Source organism: Variovorax sp. 10L426 (assembly GCF_056395305.1).
In genome coordinates this window covers 516,066-539,415 of sequence record NZ_JBFTJF010000001.1, presented here as the reverse complement: position 1 = coordinate 539,415, position 23,350 = coordinate 516,066, and the positions used below count along the sequence as shown (strand labels likewise).

The following is a 23,350-nucleotide window of genomic DNA, read 5'->3' as shown; positions in this document are numbered from 1 at the left end:
CCAACATCGTCGAGAAGGCGATGGGCTCGATCGTGAAGTCGGGCAGCGCGCCGATCTCGGGCGTGATCTCGCCGGGCGAGAAGGTGCGCCAGAAGGGCCTGATCTACGCGGCGACGCCGGCCAGCGATTTCATCTGCGGCACGCTGCAATTGGCAGCGGGCATCAACCTGCATGTGTTCACGACCGGTCGCGGCACCCCGTACGGCCTGGCTCAGGTCCCCGTCATCAAGGTCGCGACGCGCGCGGACCTGGCACGCCGTTGGCACGACCTCATGGACATCAATGCCGGGACGATCGCCACAGGCGAAAAGACCATCGCCGACGTCGGCTGGGAAATGTTCAAGCTCATGCTCGATGTCGCCAGCGGGCGCAAGAAGACATGGGCCGAGCACTGGAAGCTGCACAACGCACTGGTGCTGTTCAATCCGGCGCCCGTGACCTGAGCCGGCGCCTGGCGCTCCCCCCTGTTCAATCCATACAAGGACCTCAATGAAGATCGGATTCATCGGCCTCGGCATCATAGGCGCGCCCATGGCCCTTCACCTCGTCAACGCGGGGCATCAGCTCTACTACGTCAAGCGCAGCAAGGTCAACGCGGAGATCGCGGCCAGCAATGCCATTGCCTGCGGCACTGCCAAGGAAGTCGCGCGACAGGCCGAGACCATCATCCTGATGGTGCCCGACACGCCGGACGTCGAATCGGTGCTCTTCGGTGCCGATGGCGTGGCCGCGGGCCTCAGCGCCGGCAAGACCGTGATCGACATGAGCAGCATCTCGCCCATCGAGACCAAGGCCTTCGCGAGGTCGATCAACGAGCTCGGCTGCGAGTACCTCGATGCGCCGGTATCCGGTGGTGAAGTCGGCGCCAAGGCGGCGAGCCTCACCATCATGGTCGGCGGCACGGAGGCCGGCTTCGCCAAGGTCAAGCCGCTGTTCGAACTGATGGGCAAGAACATCACGCACGTCGGCGGCAACGGCGACGGGCAGACCACCAAGGTGGCCAACCAGATCATCGTCGCGCTCAATATCGCCGCCGTCGGCGAGGCGCTGCTGTTCGCGAGCAAGGCCGGCGCCGATCCGTCCAAGGTGCGCCAGGCGCTGCTGGGCGGCTTCGCGTCGAGCCGTATCCTCGAAGTGCATGGAGAACGCATGATCAAGCGCACCTTCAACCCGGGCTTCCGGATCGCGTTGCACCGCAAGGACCTGAACCTCGCGCTCGCGGGCGCCAAGTCGCTGGAAGTGGCGCTGCCGCAAACCGCATCCGCCGCGCAACTGATGCAAGCCTGTGCCGCCCAGGGCTGGGACCAGCTCGACCACTCGGCGCTCGTGAGAGTGCTGGAGCTCATGGCCGACCACGAAGTCGCCAAGGGCTGATCGCCCATCCACCAGAAGGCAGCCCATGCGTCCCAACCGCTTGCGTGAGATCTGGAAATCGGGCGGCGCTGCCGTCAACGGGTGGCTCGCCATCCCGAACGGCTTTGCCGCCGAGACCATGGCCCATCAAGGCTGGGACTCGCTGACCATCGACTTGCAGCACGGCGTGGTCGACTACCAGGCGATGGTCGGCATGCTGCAGGCCATCTCGACCACCGACACCGTGCCCGTCGTGCGCGTGCCCTGGCTTGAGGCCGGCGCGCTGATGAAGGCACTCGACGCCGGCGCCTATGGCGTGATCTGCCCGATGATCAACACGCGCGAGGATGCGCAGAAGCTCGTCGCATGGACGCACTACGCGCCGCAAGGCACGCGCAGCTTCGGACCGATTCGGGCGCTGCTCTACGGCGGTGCCGACTACCCGCAGCACGCCAACGAGACCATCGTCACCTTCGCGATGATCGAGACGGCGAAGGCGCTCGACAACCTGGACGACATCCTGTCTGTGGAAGGGCTGGATGCGATCTATATCGGCCCCTCCGACCTGTCGCTGGCGCTGGGTTGCCGGCCCGTTTTCGACGACGTCGATCCGAAGGCGCAGCAGGCCATCGACCATGTCCTCGATCGCGCCAAGGCACATGGCGTGGTCGCCGGCATCCACAACGGCAATGCCAATGGCGCACTGGCGCGGATTGCCAAGGGATTCCAGTTCACCACCGTCAGTTCGGACGCGCGCTTGATGGCTGCAGGTGCGCAGCAGGTGCTGGCGACCATGCGCGCGAGGCAGGCCCCGCCTGGGGGGAGTTCCTACTGAACTGCGGCATTTTTCGCTCCGCACGTAACCGCGGAACTTCAAGGCCCGAATAACAAGCGGGAGGCCAACGCAAGTTCAAGGAGCGAAGCCATGCAGCAGATAGACGACGACAAGCTCAACGCCCTGCTCGGCAGGATGGTCAACGAGTTCGGCGCGTTGGCCAGTGCGCCGCTGGTGATCCTCGGTGACCGCCTCGGGTTGTACAAGGCGATGACGGGTGAACGACCCATGACGGTGGACCAGTTCAGCGAACGCACGCACCTGCGCCTGCGATACGCGCAGGAGTGGCTCAGCGCGCAGGCCGCAAGCGGCTTCGTCGACTACGACCCGAGCGCGCAGACCTACTCGCTCTCGCCCGAGGCCGCACTGGTGTTGGCGGACGACAGCAGCCCCGCCTTCATGGGCGGCGGATTCGAATGCCTGATGTCAATGTTCCACGACATCGACAAGGTGCAGAAGGCCTTCCGCGACGGCACCGGCCTCGCCTGGCACGAACACCACCCGAGCCTGTTCTCCGGCACGGAACGCTTCTTCAGGGCCGGATACAACGCGAACCTGGCGCCGAGCTGGATTCCGGCGCTCGACGGCATGAGCGAGCGGCTGCATGCAGGCGCCCGCGTTGCCGATGTCGGCTGCGGCTTCGGTGCTTCGACGATTGTCCTGGCCCAGGCCTACCCTGCTTCCACGTTCGTCGGCTACGACTACCACGAACCTTCGATCAACGCTGCCCGCGAGCGCGCCGCCGCGGCGGGTGTTGCCAAGCGCGTGAGCTTCGAGGTGGCTGGTGCAAAGACCTATCCGGGCCGCGATTTCGACCTCGTTGCCTTCTTCGATTGCCTGCATGACATGGGCGACCCGGTGGGAGCGGCCAGGCATGTGCGCGAGACGCTGTCGCCGGACGGCACCTGGATGATCGTCGAACCCTTCGCCAACGATCGGCTGGAGGACAACCTCAATCCGGTCGGGCGCATCTACTACAGCGCCTCGACGATGATCTGCACGCCCTGCTCGCTGTCGCAGGAAGTGGGGCTCGGGCTTGGTGCCCAGGCCGGCGAGCAGCGGCTAGGCAGCGTCGCGCGCGAGGGCGGATTCAGGCGCTTTCGGCGCGCTGCGCAGACGCCGTTCAACCTTGTCTTCGAAGCGCGCCCCTAGAAGGGCGGTGCTTCCGTCAGGTGCGGAGACAGGACCTGCGAGAGCCAAGTCATCACGGCCTGCACGCGTGGCGCCAGTTGGCGCCGGTTCGCATAGAGCAATGAGACTTGCAGCGGCGACGCGGTCAACCGAGGGAGCACTTCGACGAGCTTTCCCGCTTCCACAAGGGCGCGCGTCCCGAACGCCGGAGCCTGGATCAAGCCGAGGCCGGCGATCGCAGCGGCGTTGTATGCATCGGTGCCGTTGACCGTGACCATGGCGCGCATGGGCAGCGTTCGCACACTGCCGTCCGCCGGGTCGCGGTACTCCCAGGCTGCATCCTGAGGGCTCAGCGTGGAGGCGTAGTGGACGACCCGGTGCCTCGCGAGGTCGGACAGCTTGCGTGGCGTCCCATGCTTGCGCAGGTAGTCCGGGCTCGCCAGATTGGCCATGCGCAGGCCGCCCAACGGACGTGCGACAAGCTCCGAGTCCCCGAGCGCGCCAATACGAAGCACGCAATCGAAGCCCTCGTGAACGAGGTCGACCCGGCGGTCCGTGGTACTGATGCCGATCGACAGCAGCGGATGGGCTGCAAAGAACTCGGGCAGACGCGGAATGATGACGTCGCGCGCGATGCTGCCGGGCATGTCAATGCGAAGTCGCCCTGTCAGTCCGGTTGAGGCTGGCTGGAACATGACTTCCAACTGTTCGGCCTCGGTCAGCAATTCCTTGCAGCGATCGAGAAAGACTTCGCCATCGGGCGTGAGCCGCACGCTGCGCGTCGTGCGTTGCAGCAGTCGGGCGCCAACGCGCGCCTCGAGTTGCTGAACGGCAGTCGACACGCGCCCCTTTGCCAGCCCAAGCTGATCGGCCGCGCGGCTGAAGCTCGTCAGTTCGGCCACCGTGGCAAAGATTCGAAGGTCTTCCCTGGAGATTCTCATGACCCCATCCAAGACCCCCATCGCCCTCATCACTGGCGGCAGCCGCGGCCTGGGCCGCAACACCGCGTTGAAGCTTGCCGAGCGTGGCGTCGACGTGATCCTCACCTATAAGGGCAGCGAGACAGAGGCGTTCGAAGTCGTCAAGCAGATCGAGGCGCAGGGCCGCCGCGCGGTAGCTCTGCAGCTCGACGCATCCGACACCAAGGGCTTTGCCGCATTCGTCGCACGCGTCAAGACAGCGCTGTCGAAGACATGGCTGCGCGAACAGATCGACTACCTCGTCAACAACGCCGGCACGGGATTGCACAAGACCATCGCCGAGACCACCGAAGAAGAGTTCGATGTCCTGGCGAATGTGCACCTCAAGGGCGTTTTCTTCCTGACGCAAGCACTCCTGCCGCTGATCGCCGATGGCGGCCGCATCGTCAACGTCTCGAGCGGCCTCGCGCGCTTCTCTATTCCGGGCACGGCGGCTTACGCCATGATGAAGGGCGGCATCGAGGTGTTCACGCGTTCCCTTGCGAAAGAACTGGGCGCGAGACGGATCACCGCGAACACCGTCGCTCCTGGGGCGATCGAGACCGACTTCAATGGCGGCCACTTGCGCGACAACGCGGATCTGAATCGCATGGTGGCCCAGTCGACGGCACTCGGCCGCGCGGGCGTCCCTGACGACGTGGGCCCGATGATTGCCTCTCTCCTGTCGGACGACAACCGTTGGGTGAACGCGCAGCGCATCGAAGTGTCGGGCGGCATGAACATCTGATGCATGCCTGAACGATGCAGCCTCGCAGAGGCGAACTGCGAGGCTGGCTTCGTAGCCCACTCCCCGAAACGCCCTTCGCCGATTTGCGCGCTTCGGGGCCCTGAAGCGAAACACGCTTCGCCGAATACCGTCCGTGCCCCCGCAATTTCGAGGTCGCCGCACCTGGCACACCGATTGCGAAGAGTGAGTCATGAACGCGGCGACCATGACCCAACGACTCGTGCAATACAGCCCCGAACTGGAGGCTGTCGACGCGTTTGCGGACGGTCCGAGGAACGCAGTGACGCGTCAGTTCGAGCCGAACGCCGAGAGCTTCAATGAAGGCTTGGTCATGGAGTTCGCCGCCGAGCTATTGGAAACACAGAGCGACGCATCCTTCGACGCAACGCTGCGGCGACTCGTCGATCGCGCAACGCAGGCGACTTCGGGTTCGCTGAATCCTGATGTCGCGAAGGCGCTGGAGCAGCGTCTGCAGGTTCTTTCGCGGAAGGCACTGCCATTTGCGGGCCGCTCGCTCGGGGTCCTGCACAACCCCAAGACCATGGCCGCTGCCGCGCAGCTCTTCGGCCTCGAACTCGAAGGACTCAGTCCCGAGGACAAGGAGTTCGAACTGACCAGGAGTTTCGTACGGCTGGCGGCTGATGCGGTGCGCCATGCCGCCGCCCTCCCGCTTTCGGCCTCACCGCAGGCCATGGCATCCCGTGCTGCCACCGAAGCCGCTCGCCATTGGGCGCCTGGCCTTCTTCGCACGGATGTCGGTCAGCGCGGTCCCATTCCCGGTCACGCCGGCGAGCGCCTTGGCGTTCGCGATTTCAACGTAATCACCCACCGCAAGGAGCCAACCATGCACGACATCGATCGCACACAGCTGGAGTATTCGAACGAGCAGTTCGAGTTCGGGGAGAACGAATGGTCGCCCGAGGGCACCTTCAACGAGAGCGAGGAATTGGAGCTTGCGAGCGAACTGTTGTCGGTCAACAGCGAAGCAGAGCTCGACCGCTTCCTCGGTGACCTGGTGAGCAAGGCCACCAAGGCGGTCGGCTCGTTCGTCCGCTCTCCGATCGGACAAGCGGTGGGCGGCGTGCTCAAAGGCGTCGCCAAGAAGGCCTTGCCGATGGCCGGCACAGCCATCGGCACCTACTTCGGCGGGCCGCTGGGCGCGAAGATCGGCTCGGGCCTGGCCAATGCCGCGAGCAATGCGCTGGGCCTCGAGGCCGAGATGTCCAACGAGGACCGCGAGTTCGAAGGCGCGAAGCAGTTCGTTCGCATCGCCGCGCAGACCGCCGCGAAGGCGGCGAATGCGCCCCCGGGCGCGGACCCCCGCGCCGTGGCCCAGCAGGCCGCCATGGCCGCTGCCATGCAGCACGCGCCAGGGTTGCTTGCCGGTGGTGCGGCAGGCATCGCGCCCGCCTCGCAATCGGGCGGCATGGCGGGCGGGGCGCGCCACGGCCGCTGGCTGCGCCGCGGCAACAAGATCGTCCTCTACGGCGTGTGAATCGTCATGGCCGTCGGCGCGTACCCCACCTCGATGCTGTTGCAGGAAGCGCGCGCGCTCCTGACGAGGCTCGCCCGCGTCCGGCCTTTTGCGCTGGTCGAACCGATGGTGCCGGCGGCCAACCTCCTTCCCGCGGCGCAATCGGCGATCGAGCAGCACCTCATCGGCGGCAGGCGGGAGTTGCGTCGCATGGCGCGGTCGTTCATCGCGTGGCTGCAGAGCCCAGGGGCCCAGCGGGCGACCGCGGCCGAGGCGCAGCGCAGGTTCTCCTACCTGCGACTCAAGTTCAACGCGGTGCTCACGCAGTTCGATCTGTTCAACGACGTCATCACGCAGCGCAGCGAAAACGAGAGCGGCGTGTGGCTGTCCGGCCTCGACGTGGTGTCCGCGGATGCGCTGTCGCTGCCGGGCGCCTACTACGAGACACCGCCCATCATCTGCTACCTCGATCGCGGACCCGGCGCGGCCATTCGTCGCGCCCGCACGCGCCTGCCTGGCGGCGGCGAGAACCCCGTGGCGGTGATCCGCGTTCCGCGCGAGCGGATGATCGGCAGCGGTATCGCGTCATCGCTCGTGCACGAGGTGGGGCACCAGGCGGCTGCGCTGCTCGACCTCGTTGTCTCGTTGCGTCCGGTGCTTCGTGGTCTTCAGCATGGCGCGGGTCCGAACGCGCTGGCGTGGCAGCTGTTCGAGCGCTGGTTGTCCGAGATCGTCGCCGACTTCTGGTCGGTGGCGCGTATCGGCGTGGCGGCCCCGATGGGTCTGATGGCCGTCGTGAGCCTGCCGCGTGCATTCGTCTTCCGGCTCAACGTCGACGATCCGCATCCGGTGCCGTGGATCCGCGTGAAGCTCTCATGCGCCATGGGCCAGGCGCTCTATCCGCACCCCCAGTGGCAACGGCTCGCCGCACTGTGGGAAGCCTACTACCCGACGCGGGGCCTCGAGGCCGAATCGCTTCGCCTGCTGGAGCGGCTGCAAGCCGTCCTGCCGGCCTTTGTGACGGTGCTGACCGAACACCGGCCGGCGGCGCTGCGCGGCAAGACGCTGGCGCAGGCGCTGCTGGTTTCCGAACGCCAGCCCGCGCGTCTCGCGACGCTCTTCCACCTCTGGTGCCGCAGGCCGGACCAGATGTACCGCGCGCCGCCCTCGCTGGCCTTCGCCGTGATCGGGCAGGCGCGCTCGGACAGCCGCCTGAGTCCCGAGGACGAGTCCGTGCTGCTCGGCAAGCTGCTCACGCACTGGGCCCTCGCCAGCACGCTCGACATGTCGTCGACCTGCGCCGCGGCCGGCCATGCGCTTCGCACGAACTCCGGCCTGGCCTTCTTCCAGTCCGACCGCCGATTGACCATCACCCAAGGAGAATGACATGAGCACGCAGCCAAACGCTTTGAACGAGGAACGCAAGGCGTCGATCGTCGTCAAGGTCACCGACGCGGGGGGATGCCAGGCAGTGCTGTCCGGCGCCTCGATCGCGCTCTACAGGAAGCCCAAGAGCAAGCAGGCGTCCGCGCAGGAATTGCTCCATGGCAACGTCAAGCCCACCGTGCAGCAGACCAACCATCACGGCATTGCCGTCTTCGACGAGTTGGAGCCCGACACCTACGCGGTGATCTATCTCAACTACCCGATTGGCGTCGCGTCCGACTGGATCACGCCTGAGCCGGGCTGCGCGACGCATGTGCACCTGGAGCCGCGCATCGAAGCCTCGATTGCGAGCGTCGTTCAATCCGACGACTGCAAGCCGCTGGAATGCCGTCCGGTGCAAACCGGCGACAACGTGGTGTCGACGCTCTCGCACAAGAAGGACCTGCATGCGACCTTCGTTCCACCGCACGGCACGGTGCAGCTGAGCAACACATCGGACACCGCCGCGGAGTTCGCATGGACGCCGTCGCACCCCGGTCGCCATGACCGCTACTACACGATGCAGCTGCCGATCTCCCAGGAAGCCATGGGCGTCTTGTCGTCAGCGCTCCCACCGGCGGAGTTGAACGTCGCCGAGAACGTCGAAGTCCGCGCGAAGCCGCCTACACCCGTGACGGGCAACGTCGGCGTTTCGCTCACCCGCACCGAGACGGAACGCACGGAAGACCTGCCGCTCTGGCTGGCGATCCGCAGCGGCACCGAAGCCCTGTCGTTCAACAACTACCTGCGCTACATGGACCTGCTGTTCTGCACCGAAGACAGGCAGGCCGTTTCCAACGCGTTCCCCGCGGAGAAGAGGCTCTTCCAGCACCTGAAGCACAAGCGCTACCTGCCCTTCACCGACACCGATGCCTATCGCGTGCTCAAGGCGGCCACCGAAGCATTCGTGATGGTCAACTGCGCCGTGCTGCACTCGCCCGATTTCGATCGGCGCGATGACAACGCCTATCTTGACCGCCGCGACCTGCCGCCCATCAACGGCTTCGGCGCTGCCTTCAAGCGCTACCTCGAACCGCTGGACCCGATGGGCAGGGAACGCGTGCTGCCCTACCTGGCACTCATACGACGCAAGCTGCCCGACATCCCGATCACCGATCCCGACCATGAAGAAGACAGCCTGTGCGTCGGTTTCGTGCAGGACAAGCTCACCAACCCCTGCCTGGTCGAACTGATCTGGTCCTACTGGCTCGAGGAAGCGATGCTGGTGCAGACGATGAACGCGATCACGCGGCGCTTCCAGAACATCCGTTCGCCGGGCACGCCCGATCCGCTCTCCAACCTGGAGATCGACCCGCTGCGTCCGCTGAACAACCTGATCTGGGGTTACACGCAGGATGAGCAGCACCGGCTGACGGTGAACCGGCGCAACTACGAATACGACCACCACTACGGCATGCGGCTGCAGGGCCGTGCCATCCGGTCCATGCGACCGGCCGATACGCGGTCGCAGTTCCTGGAGTCGTTCCATCACCTGCTTCGCCTGTGCACCGTGTTCTTCAAGCAGGACGACGACACGACGGTCAAGGCCGATGCCTTCCCGGTGCTCAACGCACTGAAGGAAGTACACCTCGTGATGTCGCAGGGCGCGCACAACCAGTTCGGCGACCTGCCATCGACCGCGCGCATCGAAATGCTGATGCAGCAATGGCTGCTGGCGCGGCCCGAGTTCCGCGAGTTCCTTCCCACGCGGATCATGGTGGCCTACCCCGAGCCATGGATGGACCGCGTCGACGCGATGAAGAAGCTGCAGGGCTGGACGGACACGAGCGTCGTGCACTTCCGCAACCTGGCGATCTTCGGCGAGCAGTTGCTGCTGAGCATCCGCTACGGCGCATGGAGCGAAGTCTTCGAGCCGACGCAGGCCTTCAACTGGGCGCGGTTCTGGCGTCCGCAGATCCAGGGCTACAACCACGCCTTCTGGGCCGCCACGGGTGTCGAACTCAGCGGCGAGACGGCCGACAAGACCGCGGACGCGACGCCGCCCTCCCTGCTGCTGCAGAGGCGGCTGGCCGTTCAACAGCGCAGCGCATGAATCGAGTGCGCCATGCTCGACTTCACGTCGTCGCTGTACCTCGGGTTCCAGCACCCGAGCGGCAGCGTACCGCCATGGGAGGCGCTGACGCTCGGACGTCCCGCCGCCTTGCAGGCGCCCCCGGGCGCGGCCGAAGTCGGGGCCGAGCTCGCGGCGTTGCAGGGCTGCGAGGCCTCGACGCTCCTGCCTTCGACCCTGCACCTTTTCTTCGACCTGTTCGGTGTGCTCAGCCGACACGACACGACGATCTACATCGAAGCGACGACCTACGCGATTGCAAGCTGGGGCGTGCAACGCGGCGCGGCGCTGGGCACGCCGGTGCTGACCTTTCCGTTCGGCGATGCGGTCGCGCTTGAAAGGTTGATCGCGCGAGCGGGCACGTTGCGTCGCCGGCCGCTGATCGTCTGCGACGCGCTGCGGCCTGGAAGCGACCGGCAACCTCCGCTGATCCGATACGCCGCGCTGGCCGCGCGGCACGGGGGTTTCCTGGTACTCGACGACACGCAGGGCCTGGGCGTGCTCGGACACGGCGCGCGCCCCGGGCGTGTGCTGGGCTGCGGCGGCGGTGGGTCGTTGCGTCACCATGGCCTCGGCGGTGCGCAGATCATCGTGGGCGCCTCGCTGGCCAAGGGCTTCGGCGTGCCGATGGCGGCGCTGTCCGGCAGCCGCTCTCTGGTGCGGCTCTTCGAGGCGCGCAGCCAGACCCGCGTCCACGCGAGCCCGCCATCGGTCGCGGTGATCCATGCCGCCCGCCACGCCTTGGCACTGAACAGGCGTTGCGGCGACTCGCTGAGGCTGCGGCTGTCGCAACGTGTCCGGCAGTTTCGCGAGCGCATCGCGCGGCTGTCGTTGTCTGCGACGGGCAACGAGTTCCCGGTTCAGTCGCTCGTGGCGCCCAAGGGCATCGATCCGGTTGCACTGCACGCGGGGCTGATGCAGCGTCGCGTGCGCGCCGTGCTGCAGCGGGGCGGCGACAGCGGCGCATCGCGGCTGAGCTTCGTGCTCACCGCGTCGCACACCGCCGAGTGCATCGATCGGGCCGTGGATGCACTCGCACAGACCCTTCGGGACAAGTCTCGCGCCCCGGCCATCGCAACATCTCTGGAGACATCATGAACGCACCCAACTCATTCGAACTGATGTCCATGGGCAACGAGTTCGAGACCGCATCCGAAGAATTCGAGCGCGGCGGATCTCGTCGATCGAGCGCATCGCGTCGTCCCCCTTCGCGGCAGCGCGTATCGCAGCGTCGTTCGCCGCAACGACAAGGACGCCGCTCGTCCTCGCCATCGTCGGGCTCGTATCGTCGGCCGTCGCGGCCCTACGGCTATGCGCCCTGGGCACCGTGGGGCGTGGATCCCCTGCCCTTCGGCGCCGGAGCGCAGTACCGCCGCTGCATGCAGCAATGCCTTGCGGCGGGCATGCCCCCACCACCGCCTGCCAGTCCGGACGCCCCCGCGCCGGAACCCGCCAGCGCTGCACCCGCCGGTGATGCGCCGGCCGCGAGCGCCGATTCAAGTTCATCCGACCAGGAGATCAACATGCACAAGCTGAGCTGCCAATGTCCAAAGTGCAATCCGGGCGCCAGGGCGTTCGACTTCATGGATTTCAAGCCACGACAGGCCGAAACCTTCGAAGGGGCAGGTGAATTCGAGGGAGAAGGCGAAGGCGAGTACGAGGGGGAGTACGAGGGCGAATACGAGAGCCAATACGAAGGACCGATGGGAGGCGAGTACGAGGCTGAGTACGAGGGGGAAGGCGAAGGGGAAGGCGAAGGGGAAGGCGAATATGAAGGCGAGTTTCCCTGGTCCGGCGAAGGAGAAGGCGAAAGCCCGTTCAGCGAGAGCGAGGAAATCGCCCTCGCCGCCGAGCTGCTGTCGGTCACGAACGAAGCCGAACTCGAGCAGTTCCTCGGCGGCCTGTGGAAAGGCATCAAGAAGGTCGGTTCGACCGTCGCGAAGGCCGCAAAGCCATTCGCGGGCGTGCTCAAGTCGGTGGCCAAGACTGCCCTGCCCTTCGTGGGCGGTGCGCTCGGTTCGATGATCCCGATTCCAGGTGTGGGCACCGCGCTCGGCACCGCGCTCGGCAGTGCAGTCAGCAGTGCCCTCGAAATGGAGTACGGCGAGCTGGAGCAGGAAGACCGCGAGTTCGAGATGGCCCGCACCTTCGTGCGGATCGCAGGCACGGCCGCGAAGGACTTCAGGCCGCCTGCAAACGGTGGCAGCGTGCAGGCGGCCGTTGAATCGGCGGTCGCGAATGCCGCTCGGAAACACCTGCCGAACTTCCAGCCGCAAGCCGCGACAGGCACTGCGGCCATGAGCGGAACCTGGATGCGACGCAACGGCAAGCTGATCGTCATCGGCGCGTGATCGCGGCCACATCTGTTCACCCCCTCCATCGGGAGAATCGTCATGGAACAGTTCAATCCACAAGGTGCCCGCTTCGAGATACTGCCGCCGGTGCAGGGCGAATGGGGCATCGGCGACCTGGTCAGCCGCATCGGCAGCGGCATCGGCGCCGTGGCCAGCCGTGTGGCCAACGTCATCGGCAGCGACGGGATCATCGATCTCACTGCCCAGTCCGACAAAAGCATCCGCAAGGGCGCACGCGATATCAAGAAGGTCAATGCGCTGGTGCTGCACCAGATGGCCTGCTGCTTCCAGCGCAAGGATCCGTTGCGCGGCTACCTGCACCTGAAGGCCCACTTCGCGATCCTGCCCGACGGCAGGATCCTGAAGATCCATCCGGAGGAGCAGTTGATCTGGGCGTCGAACGGATTCAACGCCAACAGCGTCGCGGTCGAGTTCGCCGGCAATTTCCCGAACACCAAGGGCACGTGGTGGGAGGGCGACAAGTTCGGACGCAACCGCGTGACGCCGGCGCAGATCGAGGCCGGACGCCGGCTGATCCGCCACCTCATGCGCACGATGGGCCTGCGCATCGTGCTCGCGCATCGCCAGTCCAGCGCGTCGCGCGAGAACGATCCCGGGCCTGACATCTGGTCCGGCGTCGGGCAATGGGCGGTCGACACCCTCGGCCTCAAGGACGGAGGGCCCGGCTTCAAGGTCGGCGACGGCAACCCGATTCCTGACGCATGGCGCACGTGGGGACGCACGGTGCCCGCCACGCCAGCCAAGGAAGCCGAGTTCGGTGAATTCGGTGAACTTGGTGAATTCGAGAAACAACCCTATCTCGGGCCACTCACCGCCACGCTCAAGTGGATGTCGAAGATCTACACCCGTGACGAGGTGGTTGCCAAGGCGCACGGCTTCGGTGGCGTCTACATTGCCTTTCGCTCCGCGCCGCCTCAGGGCGGAATCGAGATCATCAAGGTCGGAATGACGGGCACCTTCGCCCGGCGCATGGCGGATCCGTTGTACGTCAAATACGCCAGCGATTGGCCGGACCTCCGCTTCTACCTCGCCGAAGTCCGGGGGAACCGCAGCAATCGGGGCATCGGCGGGGTCGTGCAGATGGTCGAACTCGCGCTTGCCAGGCTGTTGAGGCGAGCCGGGATGTTGAAGGGAGACTATCTGCCCAAGCTGCCGGTGACGACCAGGGGCAAGGTCAAGATCACAAACCCCTTGCCACCCGGCCTGGAAGATCTCGTGCTGCCCAAGAGCAAGATTCCCCCCGACCCCTACGCCGGGACATACACAGCCAAGCAACTCCAGTTGCCCGCCAAGTTCAACTGGGAAGCCGAGCAACGTGCGTTCGGCTGACTGCGACCCTGCGAGCCGTTGATGATCGTCGACAGCCATTGCCACGCAGGCCCGGGCGACGGCTTCACCGGGCCGTGGGACAGCGGCGCGCCGCTCGACGACTATGCGCGTCGGGCGTCGCAAGCCGGCATCGATCGCACGGTGCTCTTTGCGGCTTTTCACTCCGACTACGCCGTCGCCAACCGCGCGGTGGCGCGCATCGTGGCGGGCAACCCCGCGCGCTACTGCGGCTTCGTCTTCGTTCACGCATCGCGCGACCGCGGGCGCATTGCCGCGCTCGTGCGCGAAGGCGTTGACCGCCTCGGATTCATCGGCATCAAGCTGCATCGGAACGACGCCAACATCACGCGCGAGGTTTGCGAAGCCGCCAAGGCCCATGCCTTGCCGGTGCTCTACGACGTGGTGGGTGAGGTCTGGCAGGCCGAGTTGCTGGCCGCGGAGTTTCCGGATGTGAACTTCATCCTTCCACACCTGGGGAGCTTTGCCGACGACTGGCGCGCGCAAATGGCGCTGACGGACCACCTGATGCGCCACCCCAATATCTACACCGACAGCGCAGGCGTGCGCCGCTTCGACCTGCTCGCGCGAGCCGTGCGTCGCGCGGGCGCGCACAAGCTGCTGTTCGGATCGGATGGCCCCTGGCTGCATCCCGGCGTGGAGCTCGCGAAGATCCGGGCGCTGCGAATGCCTTCGCAGGACGAAGCCCTGGTTCTCGGTGGCAATTTCCTGCGGCTGACCGCACGCGCACGCGCCCGGCAGCGCTCCAAGGTTGCAACCGCAGCGACGTCAATTCACGGGGACTGACGCGTTCGCACCCCGTTGGCTGGCCCGCCGGATCTGCAATGCGCGATCCGTGACGCCCAGCCGCGCAGCTGCGCGCTGCAGGTTGCCGCCTTCGCGTTCCAGCGCCAGCTCGATGGCCAGTTCGGTCGCCGCCTGGCCGATGTCCTTCATGCCGATGCCCAGATCCACCGCCACGCGTACGGCCGATCGGAAACTGCTCTCCGGCCAGGGCGCCGCGCTGCCGTCGCACCCGATGCGGTCTTCATCGGGGATGTCGCCGATCGTGATCGGGCCGCTGCCTGCATGGCGATGGCAGATGCGCGTCACCAACTGGCGCAGATCGCGCACATTGCCCGGGTAGTCGCGCGTGACCAAGAACTCCTGAACGGTGCTGTCGATGACGATGTCAGCCCCATGGGGCAGTTCCTTCGCCATGAAATGCCGCACAAGGGGAAGGATGTCGTCCTTGCGCTCGCGCAGCGGCACGGTGCGGCACTGCCATCCCGCGATGCGATAGAAAAAGTCGGATCGGAAGCTGCCCTCCGCCACGCAACGTTCGAGATCGCGATTGGTCGCCGAGACCAGGCGCAGGTGCGTGGTCTGCCACGTGTTGCTGCCGACGCGCTTGAACTTGTGCTCCTGAACGACCCGCAGCAGTTGGGCCTGCAGTGCCGTGCTCAATTCACCGACCTCGTCGAGGAACAGCGTGCCGTTGTCGGCCAGCGCAAACGCACCGTCGCGCGCGCTCATGGCGCCGGTGAACGCGCCGCGATCGTGGCCGAAGAATTCGCTGCCCGACAGTTCGGGCGTCACGGTCGTGCAATCGACGACGACGAAGTCCCCCTTGTCGCGGCGCGGGTCGAGGTCATGGATCAACTGCGCGATCAGCTCCTTGCCCGTGCCGCTTTCGCCGGTGATCAGCACTGACGATGTCGTGAACGATGCCACCTCGACGATGCTGCGCACGACGCGGCGCCAGGAGAGGCTTGCGCCGACGAGCGAATCGCAAACGCGGGGCGATTCGAGCAGCGCGCTCACTGTCGACCAGCGGCGCAAGCGACAGGCCACGTCATCCGCGACAGGAGGCAGGCAAGGCCACTGCAGCACGTCGAACGCACCCGCGCGGATCAGCGACCACAGCGTGGGACTCGGCACGGGCTCGCAACCGACAGACAACGCAAGAACCGCGTTGCCCTGGCTGGCCCCGCGCAGCAGCGAGAGCACGCGCTCGTCGATCGCGTCGAACACCACCACACCGACCGGCGATTCATTCGAGGCGCACGTGCAAAGGTCGGCCCCTTCGAGCAGCGAGACAACCTTCGCGCGCAGGCCGTGCTCGACCGAATCTGCGAAGGCAACCCACGCCGACAAGGCCATCGCCGTCTTCCTCCACGCAGGAGCGTTTTCTCACGCGCCGAACCGGGCATCTCCCGGACTGCCCCCTGCGCCCGCGCGGCCATCGGGCGAAATGCGTGCGATCGACAACGACGGGCAATGCATGGGAACCGATGACGCTGAGTCGAAAACTTGGAGGCGGTTCGCCTGAATGGGGACTTCCGTTTTAGTTTTGAACTCCTCCCGCCGCTAGTTATGGTTGGACCGTCGGGCCTCTGTGGCGAGGGACGCAAAGTCTGCGCTCGGCCGAGGAAGAAGGGCATCGTCCAAAAGGAGTATTGGCGCCGCGCCACGTCGACATGAGTCGATCTCCGTCGCCGCGAAGGATGTCGACGCGGATCGGTGCACCGTGCTGCGCCATGCTCGTCTCTTGGTCAGCAGCGCGCCCGGCCCCGAGGCCAGCGAGATCAGGTGCCGCAGTTGTACGAGTGTCATGCAAGAATAAAGGCCGCCGAGACACGCGAAAGGAACGGAATGTCGGCCGACGCTTGGTGGAAGAACGGAATCGTCTATCAGATCTACCCGCGTTCGTTCCAGGACAGCGACGGCGACGGCATCGGCGACCTCGATGGAGTCCGTGCCCGGCTCGACCATCTCGTCTCGCTGGGCATCGATGCCGTATGGATCTCGCCGATTTATCCGTCACCAATGGCGGACTTCGGCTACGACATCTCCGATTTTTGCGACATCGATCCGCGCTTTGGCACGCTGAACGGTTTCGATGCCTTGGTATCGGACGCCCATTCCCGGGGGCTCAGGGTCATCCTGGACTTCGTGCCGAACCACACGTCCGACCAGCATCCATGGTTCGTGCAGAGCCGCAGTGCACGCAGCGACCCGCGACGCGACTGGTACCTGTGGCGCGACCCGGCGCCCGACGGTGGTCCGCCCAATAACTGGCTGAGCAACTTCGGCGGCCCGGCCTGGACCTTCGATCCGGCCACCGGCCAGTACTACGGCCATTCATTCCTGAAGCAGCAGCCCGACCTCAACTGGCGCAACCCAGAGGTGCGCGCCGCGATGTACGAGGTGCTGCGCTTCTGGCTTCGGCGCGGCGTCGACGGCTTTCGCGTCGACGTGCTCTCTCAACTCATCAAGGACGCGCAGTTCCGCGACAACCCGCCGAACCCGGATTTCGTCGAAGGCCAGGACCCGTTTCACCGCTGGTTGATGCTCTACAACACGGACCTGCCGGAGATGCAGCAGATCGTGGCCGAGATGCGTCGCGTGGTCGATGCGTTCAGCGATGCGCGGTCGTCGCGCGTGCTGATCGGCGAGCTCTACCTGCCGCTCTCGCGCCTGGTCGCCTACTACGGCCTCAACGCCGAAGGCGTGCTCGAGGGCCTTCAGTTGCCCTTCAACTTCCAGCTGATCGCGGCCGAGTGGCAGGCCGCAATCATTGACCGCATGGTGCGCGACTACGAAGCCGCCTTGCCCGCCGGCGCCCAGCCGAACTGGGTGCTGGGCAACCACGACAAGCCCCGCATCGCGAGCCGTGTCGGCCCGCGGATGGCGCGGCTCGCGGCCATGCTGCTGCTCACGCTGCGCGGCACGCCGACGCTCTACTACGGCGATGAGATCGGCATGACGGACGTCCCCATCCCCGTCGAAGAAGTCCAAGACCCGTTCGAGAAGAACAAACCCGGCATGGGCCTGGGGCGCGACCCGCAGCGCACACCCATGCAGTGGAGCGCCGCAGCACACGCCGGCTTCACGACGGCCACCCCGTGGCTGCGCCTTGCCGACGACTGGGCCACGCACAACGTCGAAGCGCAGTCGCGAGACCCCGGCTCGATGCTGGCGCTCTACCGACGTCTCATCGCGCTGCGGCGCGCGCAGCCGGCGCTGAACCAGGGCAACCATGAAGCGCTTGAAAGCGGGGGCGAGGTGCTCGCCTATGCGCGCAACAGCGAAGGACAGCGTCTGGTGGTGCTGTTGAACTTCGGTGCCACCGCGGCGCCGGTGTCATCGGTATTGATGCCGCGCCGGCCGATCGTGCTGGCATCGACGGTTCCCACGCGCGCCGAAATCATCGCGGAGCCCCTGGTGCTGGCGCCTCATGAAGGCGTCGTGATCGGCTCGCGGGTCTGGATCTCGACGTAGCTGTGCTCATGCCAGCGCACTCGCACAGGCCATCGCGCGTCGGCAATGGTCTCCGAGTTCACGTCCTTGCCGCTGCCGTAGTTGATCTGCCGGTCGGGGCGCCTGTTGAGGCCGATCAGCAGCACGATGCGGCTGCCCGCCGCAAGCTTGCAAGCGGTCACGCGTTCGGCGGTGAATGCAAACAACTGGCGCTCGCCGGCCCGAAGAAGCCGGCGATGCACGCGATGGCCGGCGTAGCTGGCGCGGAAGTCGTAGGGTTCGAACAGCAGTTGGTATTCACCGCTCGTCGTCTGCTCGTACAGCGAGACGGAGAAGTCCACGTCCTGCCGCGAGGGCGTGATGTCGAACACGCCGCGCAGACTGCCGTCGATCTCGGTGTCCTTCGACAGCGGATCGCTGACGAAGCTGATGCTGTTGCGCATCGGCAGTTCCTTCAGGCGCAGCGCGTCCGACCACGGGATGCGGACGTCGCGGCGATCGGCGAGATCGACCGAGAGTCGCGCGCTGCCACCGCCTTCGGACGGCGACGGCGACAAACGGTGCGGGTCGTCGCGCTCGCCGGTGTCGAGGTACAGGCGCAGCCGGGCGCGATCCGACGCGTCGAGCGTCGGCGCATGGCGCCATTGATCCGCGCCCATCACCTCGTAGTTGACGCGATCCTGCAGCAGAGAAGGCTTGCTCGCGCCCTTCAAGATGTGGTCGAGCCATTGATAGCGCAGCTCGGGCAAGTCGACGCGTGCGGCGGGGTCAAGCGTGTAGCCGCGCAGCGTCGCCGCGGTGCCGAGCCGGATCGAGGTTGCGTCGTAGGGGCCGAGCAGCAGCGTCGTGTCGGCCTTCGGTCGGTTGCGAAGCTGCTCGCGGTAGAAGTACAGCGCGCCGGCCTCGGCGCCGTAATAGCCGGCGATGCAGAGCACAGGGATGTCGATCTGCGCGAACTGCTCCGCACTCGGCAAGAACTTCTGCCAATAGCGATCGTGGCTGGGGTGCGTCAGCCAGGTTCGGATCAGCCTGCTGCGCTTGCCCAGGAGGATGCGGTCAATGTCCCAGTAAGGGCGATTGCCGCGATACCAGCGCGCGTCGAGTGCCTGCCATATCGCGTCCGGATCGGCGTCGGCGTCAGCGTCGACTTGCAGAGGCTCGGCAGTCGCGTGCTCCTGCGCCCAGCGGACCATGGCGTTGCGGTAGATCTGTCCGGCCATTGGGAAGTCGATGCCCGGCGCCATCGGCGCAGTCGTGGCGATGGCCTTGAGTGCGGCCGGTTTCCTGCGCGCGGCGGCCCAGGCGGCATAGCCGGAGTAGCCGTCGCCGAGCATACCGACGCGGCCGTCGCTCCACGGCTGCTGGGCAATCCAGTCAATGACGGCCGCGGCGTCTTCGCCGTCGCGAACGAACGGCCACACGGCGCCCTTGCCGTCGGGCGTGCGTCCGCGCGCGTAGGCCGTGACGCCGACGTAGCCTTTGACGGCGCTGCGCTGCGCGTCGTCCTCGGCGGGATCGAGCGTGAAGCGCAGCAGCGTCGGTAACGCGCCAGTCTCGCCGCCGGGCCGGACCAAGCTGGCGTGGATGACACCCGCACGCACGGGAATCCGGACGTCGGCCTCCGCCACGTAGCGGGTGCGGTTTTCCGCCGCGATCAGGTCGGGCAGCAGCACACTGAAGCTGCGACGCGACTCGTACTCAAGCCAGGTGCGCACGAGCGCCACGGCGTCGGCCTGCGGGAGGGTTCCCTTCGCGCGCCAGAGATCGAAGGCTTGCTGGAGCGGCTCCCTGTACACCGCCAGCGGGGTTTGGAGTCGCGCCATGATGGCCGCGGCTTGCGCGTCGTCGAGCGGCACCAGCTCCTGGAACGCGCGCGCGTAGGCCTTGGCGAAGTCGAGGCGCTCGTCCGCTTCGATCGCGCGCGCACGCGCATAGATGCCGTCGATGATCGCGCGCTCGAGCAGCCCGTCGAACGGCTTGTCCTGGCGGCGGCTGCGCAGGGACCTGCTGCTGTCGGAGGCCGCACGGTAGCCGCCGCTGACGATCTGCAGAGCGGTCACGTTGGCCAGGAAGACATCGGTGTCAGTCTCCTGGTAGACCGGCAGGATGCGCTGCGCCAGATCTCGCATCAGGTCCACCGCAGCGGGATCGTCAGGGTCGCGCGGTGGTCGGAAGCCGAAATCCAGCGCCCAGGCCCAGGCCGGCAGCGCAAGTATCAGCCGCACGAGGGCGCGACGCGCACGAAGGCTCATGGGGTATTTCATGGTCGCAGGTCCTCGGGCACGGTGTCCGGCGCTTTGACCAGGTGCACCACCTGCGTGAACAGCCGGTCGCGCGCCTCTCCGGCCGAGCCGATGTGGATGATGCCCGTGTGCGCGAGCTTGCCCAGCACGTCGATGACGAGTTCGAGCGTGTCGTCGTCGAACGCGCCGAAGGCTTCGTCCATCACCAGCCAGGGCGGCGCCTGCAGCACCACGCGGGCGAAGCCCAGCCGCAGCTGCTCGTCCATGCTGAGCTCGCGCTCCCAGCGACCCGTCTCGTTCAGCAACTGTTCCAGCCGCTGGAGGCCCACGCTCGCCAGCGCGGCCACCATGGCTTCTCTCGGATAGCTCGCCGGCTCCATCGCATACGACAGCACTTCGGCCAGTGTGCCGCGGGGAAGGTAGGGCGTGCCGCGCGGCATGTAGTGAATCGTCTCGCCGCGGGGCCGGTGCACGGTGCCGGAGCCCCAGGGCCAGAGGCCCGCGAGCGCCCGGAACAGCAAGGTCTTCTCGGTGCCCGGCGTGCCGAGGATCAACAGGCGCTGACCGGGGTGCACGACGAGATCTGCGGCGTCCAGCCGATCGTGGCCGGTCCAGGCGCGGACCTCGAGCGCTTCGATCGCGAAGGTCCCGGCGTCGCTCTCCACATACGCGATGCGGCTGCCGCCCGCTTGTGCCTCCAGATCGGACGCCAGCACCTGACGCAGGTCTGCGACGCGCAGCAGCGTGGCGCGCCAGTCGGCAATGGTGCTGAAGTTGTCGACGAACCAGCGCAGCGACGACTGCGCCTGGGTGAAGGCAGCGGCGGCCATCATCAAACCGCCGAACGAAACCTTCCCCGAGAAGAAGAGCGGTGCGGCCACCAGCGTCGGCGCGATGATGGTGACCCAGCCGAAGCCCGCGGTGACCCAGGTCAGGTTGGTCAGCCCGAGCACCACGCGCGATGTGGCGTGCAAGACGTCGCCGATATGCACGGCGACGCGGCGCTTCTCGTCGGCCTCGCCACCGGCCAGGGAGATGCCGTCGAGATGCTCGTTGATGCGGGTCAGCGAGAAGCGAAATTCGCCTTCGCGCGCGTAGCGCTCGGCGTTGCGCGAGATCAGGCCGTTGCCGACCCAGTAGGTCATCAGCGAGCCAGCGATCGCATAGAGAATCGCGGCCCACAGCATGAAACCCGGCAGGGCATGGTCCTGGCCGTCGAAGAAGATGCTGAAGTCCCTGGAGAGGACCCACAGCACGCTCGAGAAGCAGCCGAACAGCACGGCTGCCTGCAGCAAGCCCACGCCGAGGCCGACCGACAGATCGCACAGCTTCAGCGTGTCTTCGTGCATGCGCTGATCCGGATGGGCGCCGATGGGGCCGCTGGCCTGGAGCCAGAACGCCCGGCGCGGCTGCAGCCACAGCCCTACGAGGTCATTGGCCAAGGCCTCGCGCAGCTTCAGTTGCAAGGTTTCGGCGAGCCACCTCTGCGCGACGTTCAAGACCAGCAGCACGCCCGCAATCACCGCGAAGACGCCGACCTGCACGATGAAGTCGCGCAAGTCGCGACGAGAGATCGCGTCGTAGAACGGCTTGTTCCAGCTATTGAGTTCGATCTGCCCATACGCCGTGAACGCGACGACCACGACGATCCCGCCCACCAGCGCGGCCAGCGTTTTCGCGACCGGGGACGCTCGCAAGGCGCCGAGCAACTGGCGGACCTGACGGAAGACACTCGTCCTCACAGCCGGGTCGGCACGGTTCGGCGACGTTGCGCTCATCGCCCCCGCGGCGCCTCGCAGGCGGCAGCCGCCATGCGGCGCGCCGAGACACACGAAATAAACGCGGCGTGGCTCCAGGCCAGTTGCTTCGCCGAGGTTTGCGCGCCGCTGCGCTGATCGAACTGCTCCGACAGATCACCACCGGCCGGCGTGTATGCGCGTACGGTGGCGAGGTAGGCGTCGCCCCGCTCGACCCAATGGCGTGCATCGACGTCCAGCGCCGCGGCGCGGAAGCAGAACTCGGCGGCGCCGAGCGTCGAGAAATAGTACGCGCCGCCCGAGTAGTACACGTCGCCGGCGTACCGGCCCATCGCCGGCCCACGGCCTGCGGCACGGCCGTGGTTGATCGGATAGGCCGCATCGAACAGCGCGTCCAGTCGCGCCAGCGTGGCCTGCATGCGCGGATCGGCCGGGCCATGCGTGGCCTCTGCGCCGAGGCTATGGATTGCCGACAGGATCACCGCGATGTCCAGCGCCTTCGGACTGGGCCGGTCGTCCGGCAGCATGCGTGAGCGGTAGTAGCCCTGCGTCGCGTCGCCATCGCTGACCCAGAAGTCGTCGAGCAGGCTCAGCGCGGCCTGCGATTCCTCCCGACAGCGCTGCGCGCGCGCCGTGTCGCCCAAGCCATGCAGCCATGTCGCGCCTTCGGCCAACGCGGCCGCCGAGACGCGCAGCGTGTAGTAGTGATGGCCGCTTTCCTCCTCCCAGATGTCGTACGAGGGCTCGCGCCAGTGACGCAGTGTGAAGTCGAGGTCGAAGCGGATCATGGCGGCAGCCTCCGCCAACAGGGGCGCGTCGAGGTGCCCGCCGGCCGCCCAGCGCAACAGCGCCAGCGCGCGCAGCGGCGGCCCGTCGTGCTGGGGGCGTGCCCATCGGGCGACATCGAGCGTACCGTCGGGGTTCACCCGCGTCTCGGCGAAGACGGCATCGCCGTAGGCGCTCGCGAGGTCACTGTCCTCGCGCAGCCACTGCAGGAAGTCAGGGGCCACGCGCGCTCTGCGGTCGGGCACCGCGGCATCCACGCGGCCGTCGAGTCGGCCCACGGCAAGGCTGAAGCGAGTGAAGTCGCGCAGATGCTGCAGGGCTTCGTCGCCGATGCGTCGGTCGATGTAGAGCAGGCGCAGTGCATCGATGACGACGGCGGAGTCGCGGAACCAATGAAAGAAGTAGTCCGGGTCCGGGTCGTACCCGCCCAGTACGGGCGAGGCGACGATGGCGCCGGCGATCGGCCGTATGGTCTGACCGAAGCCCGGGCGATGCTTGACGATCGACACCGGCGAGATGCTGGTCAGCATCGCGCTCGCCGAATCGCGGAGCTGTCTTTCGAGCCAGGACTCGAACGCCGGGTCTTGCGGGCTCGTCACGCTCA

16 protein-coding genes and 2 pseudogenes are annotated in these 23,350 nt (G+C 66.6%); 13 read left to right on the top strand and 5 right to left on the bottom strand.

The window, feature by feature from the left end:
• From garD to AC1DHL_RS02675, 4 genes and pseudogenes are all read left to right on the top strand, one after another.
• Nucleotides 1-443, top strand: a pseudogene (gene garD, locus AC1DHL_RS02690) (galactarate dehydratase); the annotation flags it as partial.
• Between the two features lie 46 nt (nucleotides 444-489).
• Nucleotides 490-1,374 (top strand): 2-hydroxy-3-oxopropionate reductase, encoded by an 885-nt coding sequence (locus AC1DHL_RS02685; RefSeq protein WP_478160391.1) that lies wholly within the window; start codon nucleotides 490-492, stop codon nucleotides 1,372-1,374.
• A 25-nt stretch (nucleotides 1,375-1,399) separates the two neighbouring features.
• Nucleotides 1,400-2,188, top strand: coding sequence for an HpcH/HpaI aldolase family protein (locus AC1DHL_RS02680; protein WP_478102064.1), 789 nt, complete (start codon nucleotides 1,400-1,402; stop codon nucleotides 2,186-2,188).
• Between the two features lie 90 nt (nucleotides 2,189-2,278).
• Nucleotides 2,279-3,340 carry a class I SAM-dependent methyltransferase gene (locus AC1DHL_RS02675; RefSeq protein ID WP_478160389.1) on the top strand — a complete coding sequence of 354 codons (1,062 nt, stop codon included), beginning with the start codon at nucleotides 2,279-2,281 and terminating at the stop codon, nucleotides 3,338-3,340.
• Nucleotides 3,341-3,429: 89 nt separating this feature from the next.
• Here AC1DHL_RS02675 and AC1DHL_RS02670 read toward each other — a convergent pair.
• Nucleotides 3,430-4,260: pseudogene (locus AC1DHL_RS02670) on the bottom strand (LysR family transcriptional regulator); the annotation flags it as partial.
• On the opposite strand from AC1DHL_RS02670, the gene AC1DHL_RS02665 reads away from it, so the two are divergent.
• The 8 genes from AC1DHL_RS02665 to AC1DHL_RS02630 all read left to right on the top strand — a co-directional run bounded on the left by AC1DHL_RS02665 (nucleotide 4,259) and on the right by AC1DHL_RS02630 (nucleotide 14,504).
• Nucleotides 4,259-5,026: an SDR family NAD(P)-dependent oxidoreductase gene (locus AC1DHL_RS02665; RefSeq protein ID WP_478160387.1), complete on the top strand. Its 768-nt coding sequence runs from the start codon at nucleotides 4,259-4,261 to the stop codon at nucleotides 5,024-5,026. The pseudogene AC1DHL_RS02670 and the gene AC1DHL_RS02665 overlap by 2 nt on opposite strands.
• A 190-nt stretch (nucleotides 5,027-5,216) precedes the next feature.
• Complete coding sequence (locus tag AC1DHL_RS02660) at nucleotides 5,217-6,521, top strand: hypothetical protein (protein WP_478160385.1); 1,305 nt, start codon at nucleotides 5,217-5,219, stop codon at nucleotides 6,519-6,521.
• Between the two features lie 6 nt (nucleotides 6,522-6,527).
• Nucleotides 6,528-7,886: a hypothetical protein gene (locus tag AC1DHL_RS02655; RefSeq protein ID WP_478160383.1), complete on the top strand. Its 1,359-nt coding sequence runs from the start codon at nucleotides 6,528-6,530 to the stop codon at nucleotides 7,884-7,886.
• Nucleotide 7,887: 1 nt separating this feature from the next.
• Nucleotides 7,888-9,978 carry a hypothetical protein gene (locus AC1DHL_RS02650; RefSeq protein WP_478160381.1) on the top strand — a complete coding sequence of 697 codons (2,091 nt, stop codon included), beginning with the start codon at nucleotides 7,888-7,890 and terminating at the stop codon, nucleotides 9,976-9,978.
• A 12-nt stretch (nucleotides 9,979-9,990) separates the two neighbouring features.
• The gene (locus AC1DHL_RS02645; protein ID WP_478160379.1) at nucleotides 9,991-11,094 is read left to right on the top strand and encodes an aminotransferase class I/II-fold pyridoxal phosphate-dependent enzyme; all 1,104 of its coding nucleotides are present in this window, start codon (nucleotides 9,991-9,993) and stop codon (nucleotides 11,092-11,094) included.
• Complete coding sequence (locus AC1DHL_RS02640; RefSeq protein ID WP_478160377.1) at nucleotides 11,091-12,347, top strand: hypothetical protein; 1,257 nt, start codon at nucleotides 11,091-11,093, stop codon at nucleotides 12,345-12,347. Before AC1DHL_RS02645 ends, AC1DHL_RS02640 begins: the two co-directional genes overlap by 4 nt.
• Nucleotides 12,348-12,389: 42 nt before the next feature.
• Nucleotides 12,390-13,700, top strand: coding sequence for a peptidoglycan recognition protein family protein (locus AC1DHL_RS02635; RefSeq protein WP_478160375.1), 1,311 nt, complete (start codon nucleotides 12,390-12,392; stop codon nucleotides 13,698-13,700).
• A gap of 21 nt (nucleotides 13,701-13,721) precedes the next feature.
• On the top strand, nucleotides 13,722-14,504 hold the full coding sequence (locus AC1DHL_RS02630; protein ID WP_478160373.1) for an amidohydrolase family protein: 783 nt from the start codon (nucleotides 13,722-13,724) through the stop codon (nucleotides 14,502-14,504).
• On the opposite strand, the gene AC1DHL_RS02625 is transcribed toward AC1DHL_RS02630, so the two are convergent.
• Nucleotides 14,487-15,860 (bottom strand): sigma 54-interacting transcriptional regulator, encoded by a 1,374-nt coding sequence (locus AC1DHL_RS02625; protein WP_478160371.1) that lies wholly within the window; start codon nucleotides 15,858-15,860, stop codon nucleotides 14,487-14,489. The two genes, AC1DHL_RS02630 and AC1DHL_RS02625, sit on opposite strands and share 18 nt — an antisense overlap.
• A 492-nt stretch (nucleotides 15,861-16,352) precedes the next feature.
• Here AC1DHL_RS02625 and AC1DHL_RS02620 point away from each other — a divergent pair, with 492 nt between their 5' ends.
• Complete coding sequence (locus AC1DHL_RS02620) at nucleotides 16,353-17,981, top strand: alpha-amylase family glycosyl hydrolase (protein ID WP_478160369.1); 1,629 nt, start codon at nucleotides 16,353-16,355, stop codon at nucleotides 17,979-17,981.
• Here AC1DHL_RS02620 and AC1DHL_RS02615 read toward each other — a convergent pair.
• From AC1DHL_RS02615 to AC1DHL_RS02605, 3 genes are read right to left on the bottom strand one after another with little or no spacing between them, the layout of a single operon-like run.
• Entirely contained in the window at nucleotides 17,936-20,224 is a 2,289-nt protein-coding gene (locus tag AC1DHL_RS02615) for a CocE/NonD family hydrolase (RefSeq protein ID WP_478160367.1), read from the bottom strand. The genes AC1DHL_RS02620 and AC1DHL_RS02615 overlap by 46 nt on opposite strands.
• The gene (locus AC1DHL_RS02610) at nucleotides 20,221-21,981 is read right to left on the bottom strand and encodes an ABC transporter ATP-binding protein/permease (protein WP_478160365.1); all 1,761 of its coding nucleotides are present in this window, start codon (nucleotides 21,979-21,981) and stop codon (nucleotides 20,221-20,223) included. Before AC1DHL_RS02610 ends, AC1DHL_RS02615 begins: the two co-directional genes overlap by 4 nt.
• Nucleotides 21,978-23,276, bottom strand: a complete 1,299-nt coding sequence (locus tag AC1DHL_RS02605; protein ID WP_478160363.1) for a glycoside hydrolase family 15 protein — start codon at nucleotides 23,274-23,276, stop codon at nucleotides 21,978-21,980. The genes AC1DHL_RS02610 and AC1DHL_RS02605 overlap by 4 nt, the downstream gene beginning before the upstream one ends.
• Nucleotides 23,277-23,350: the final 74 nt, after the last annotated feature.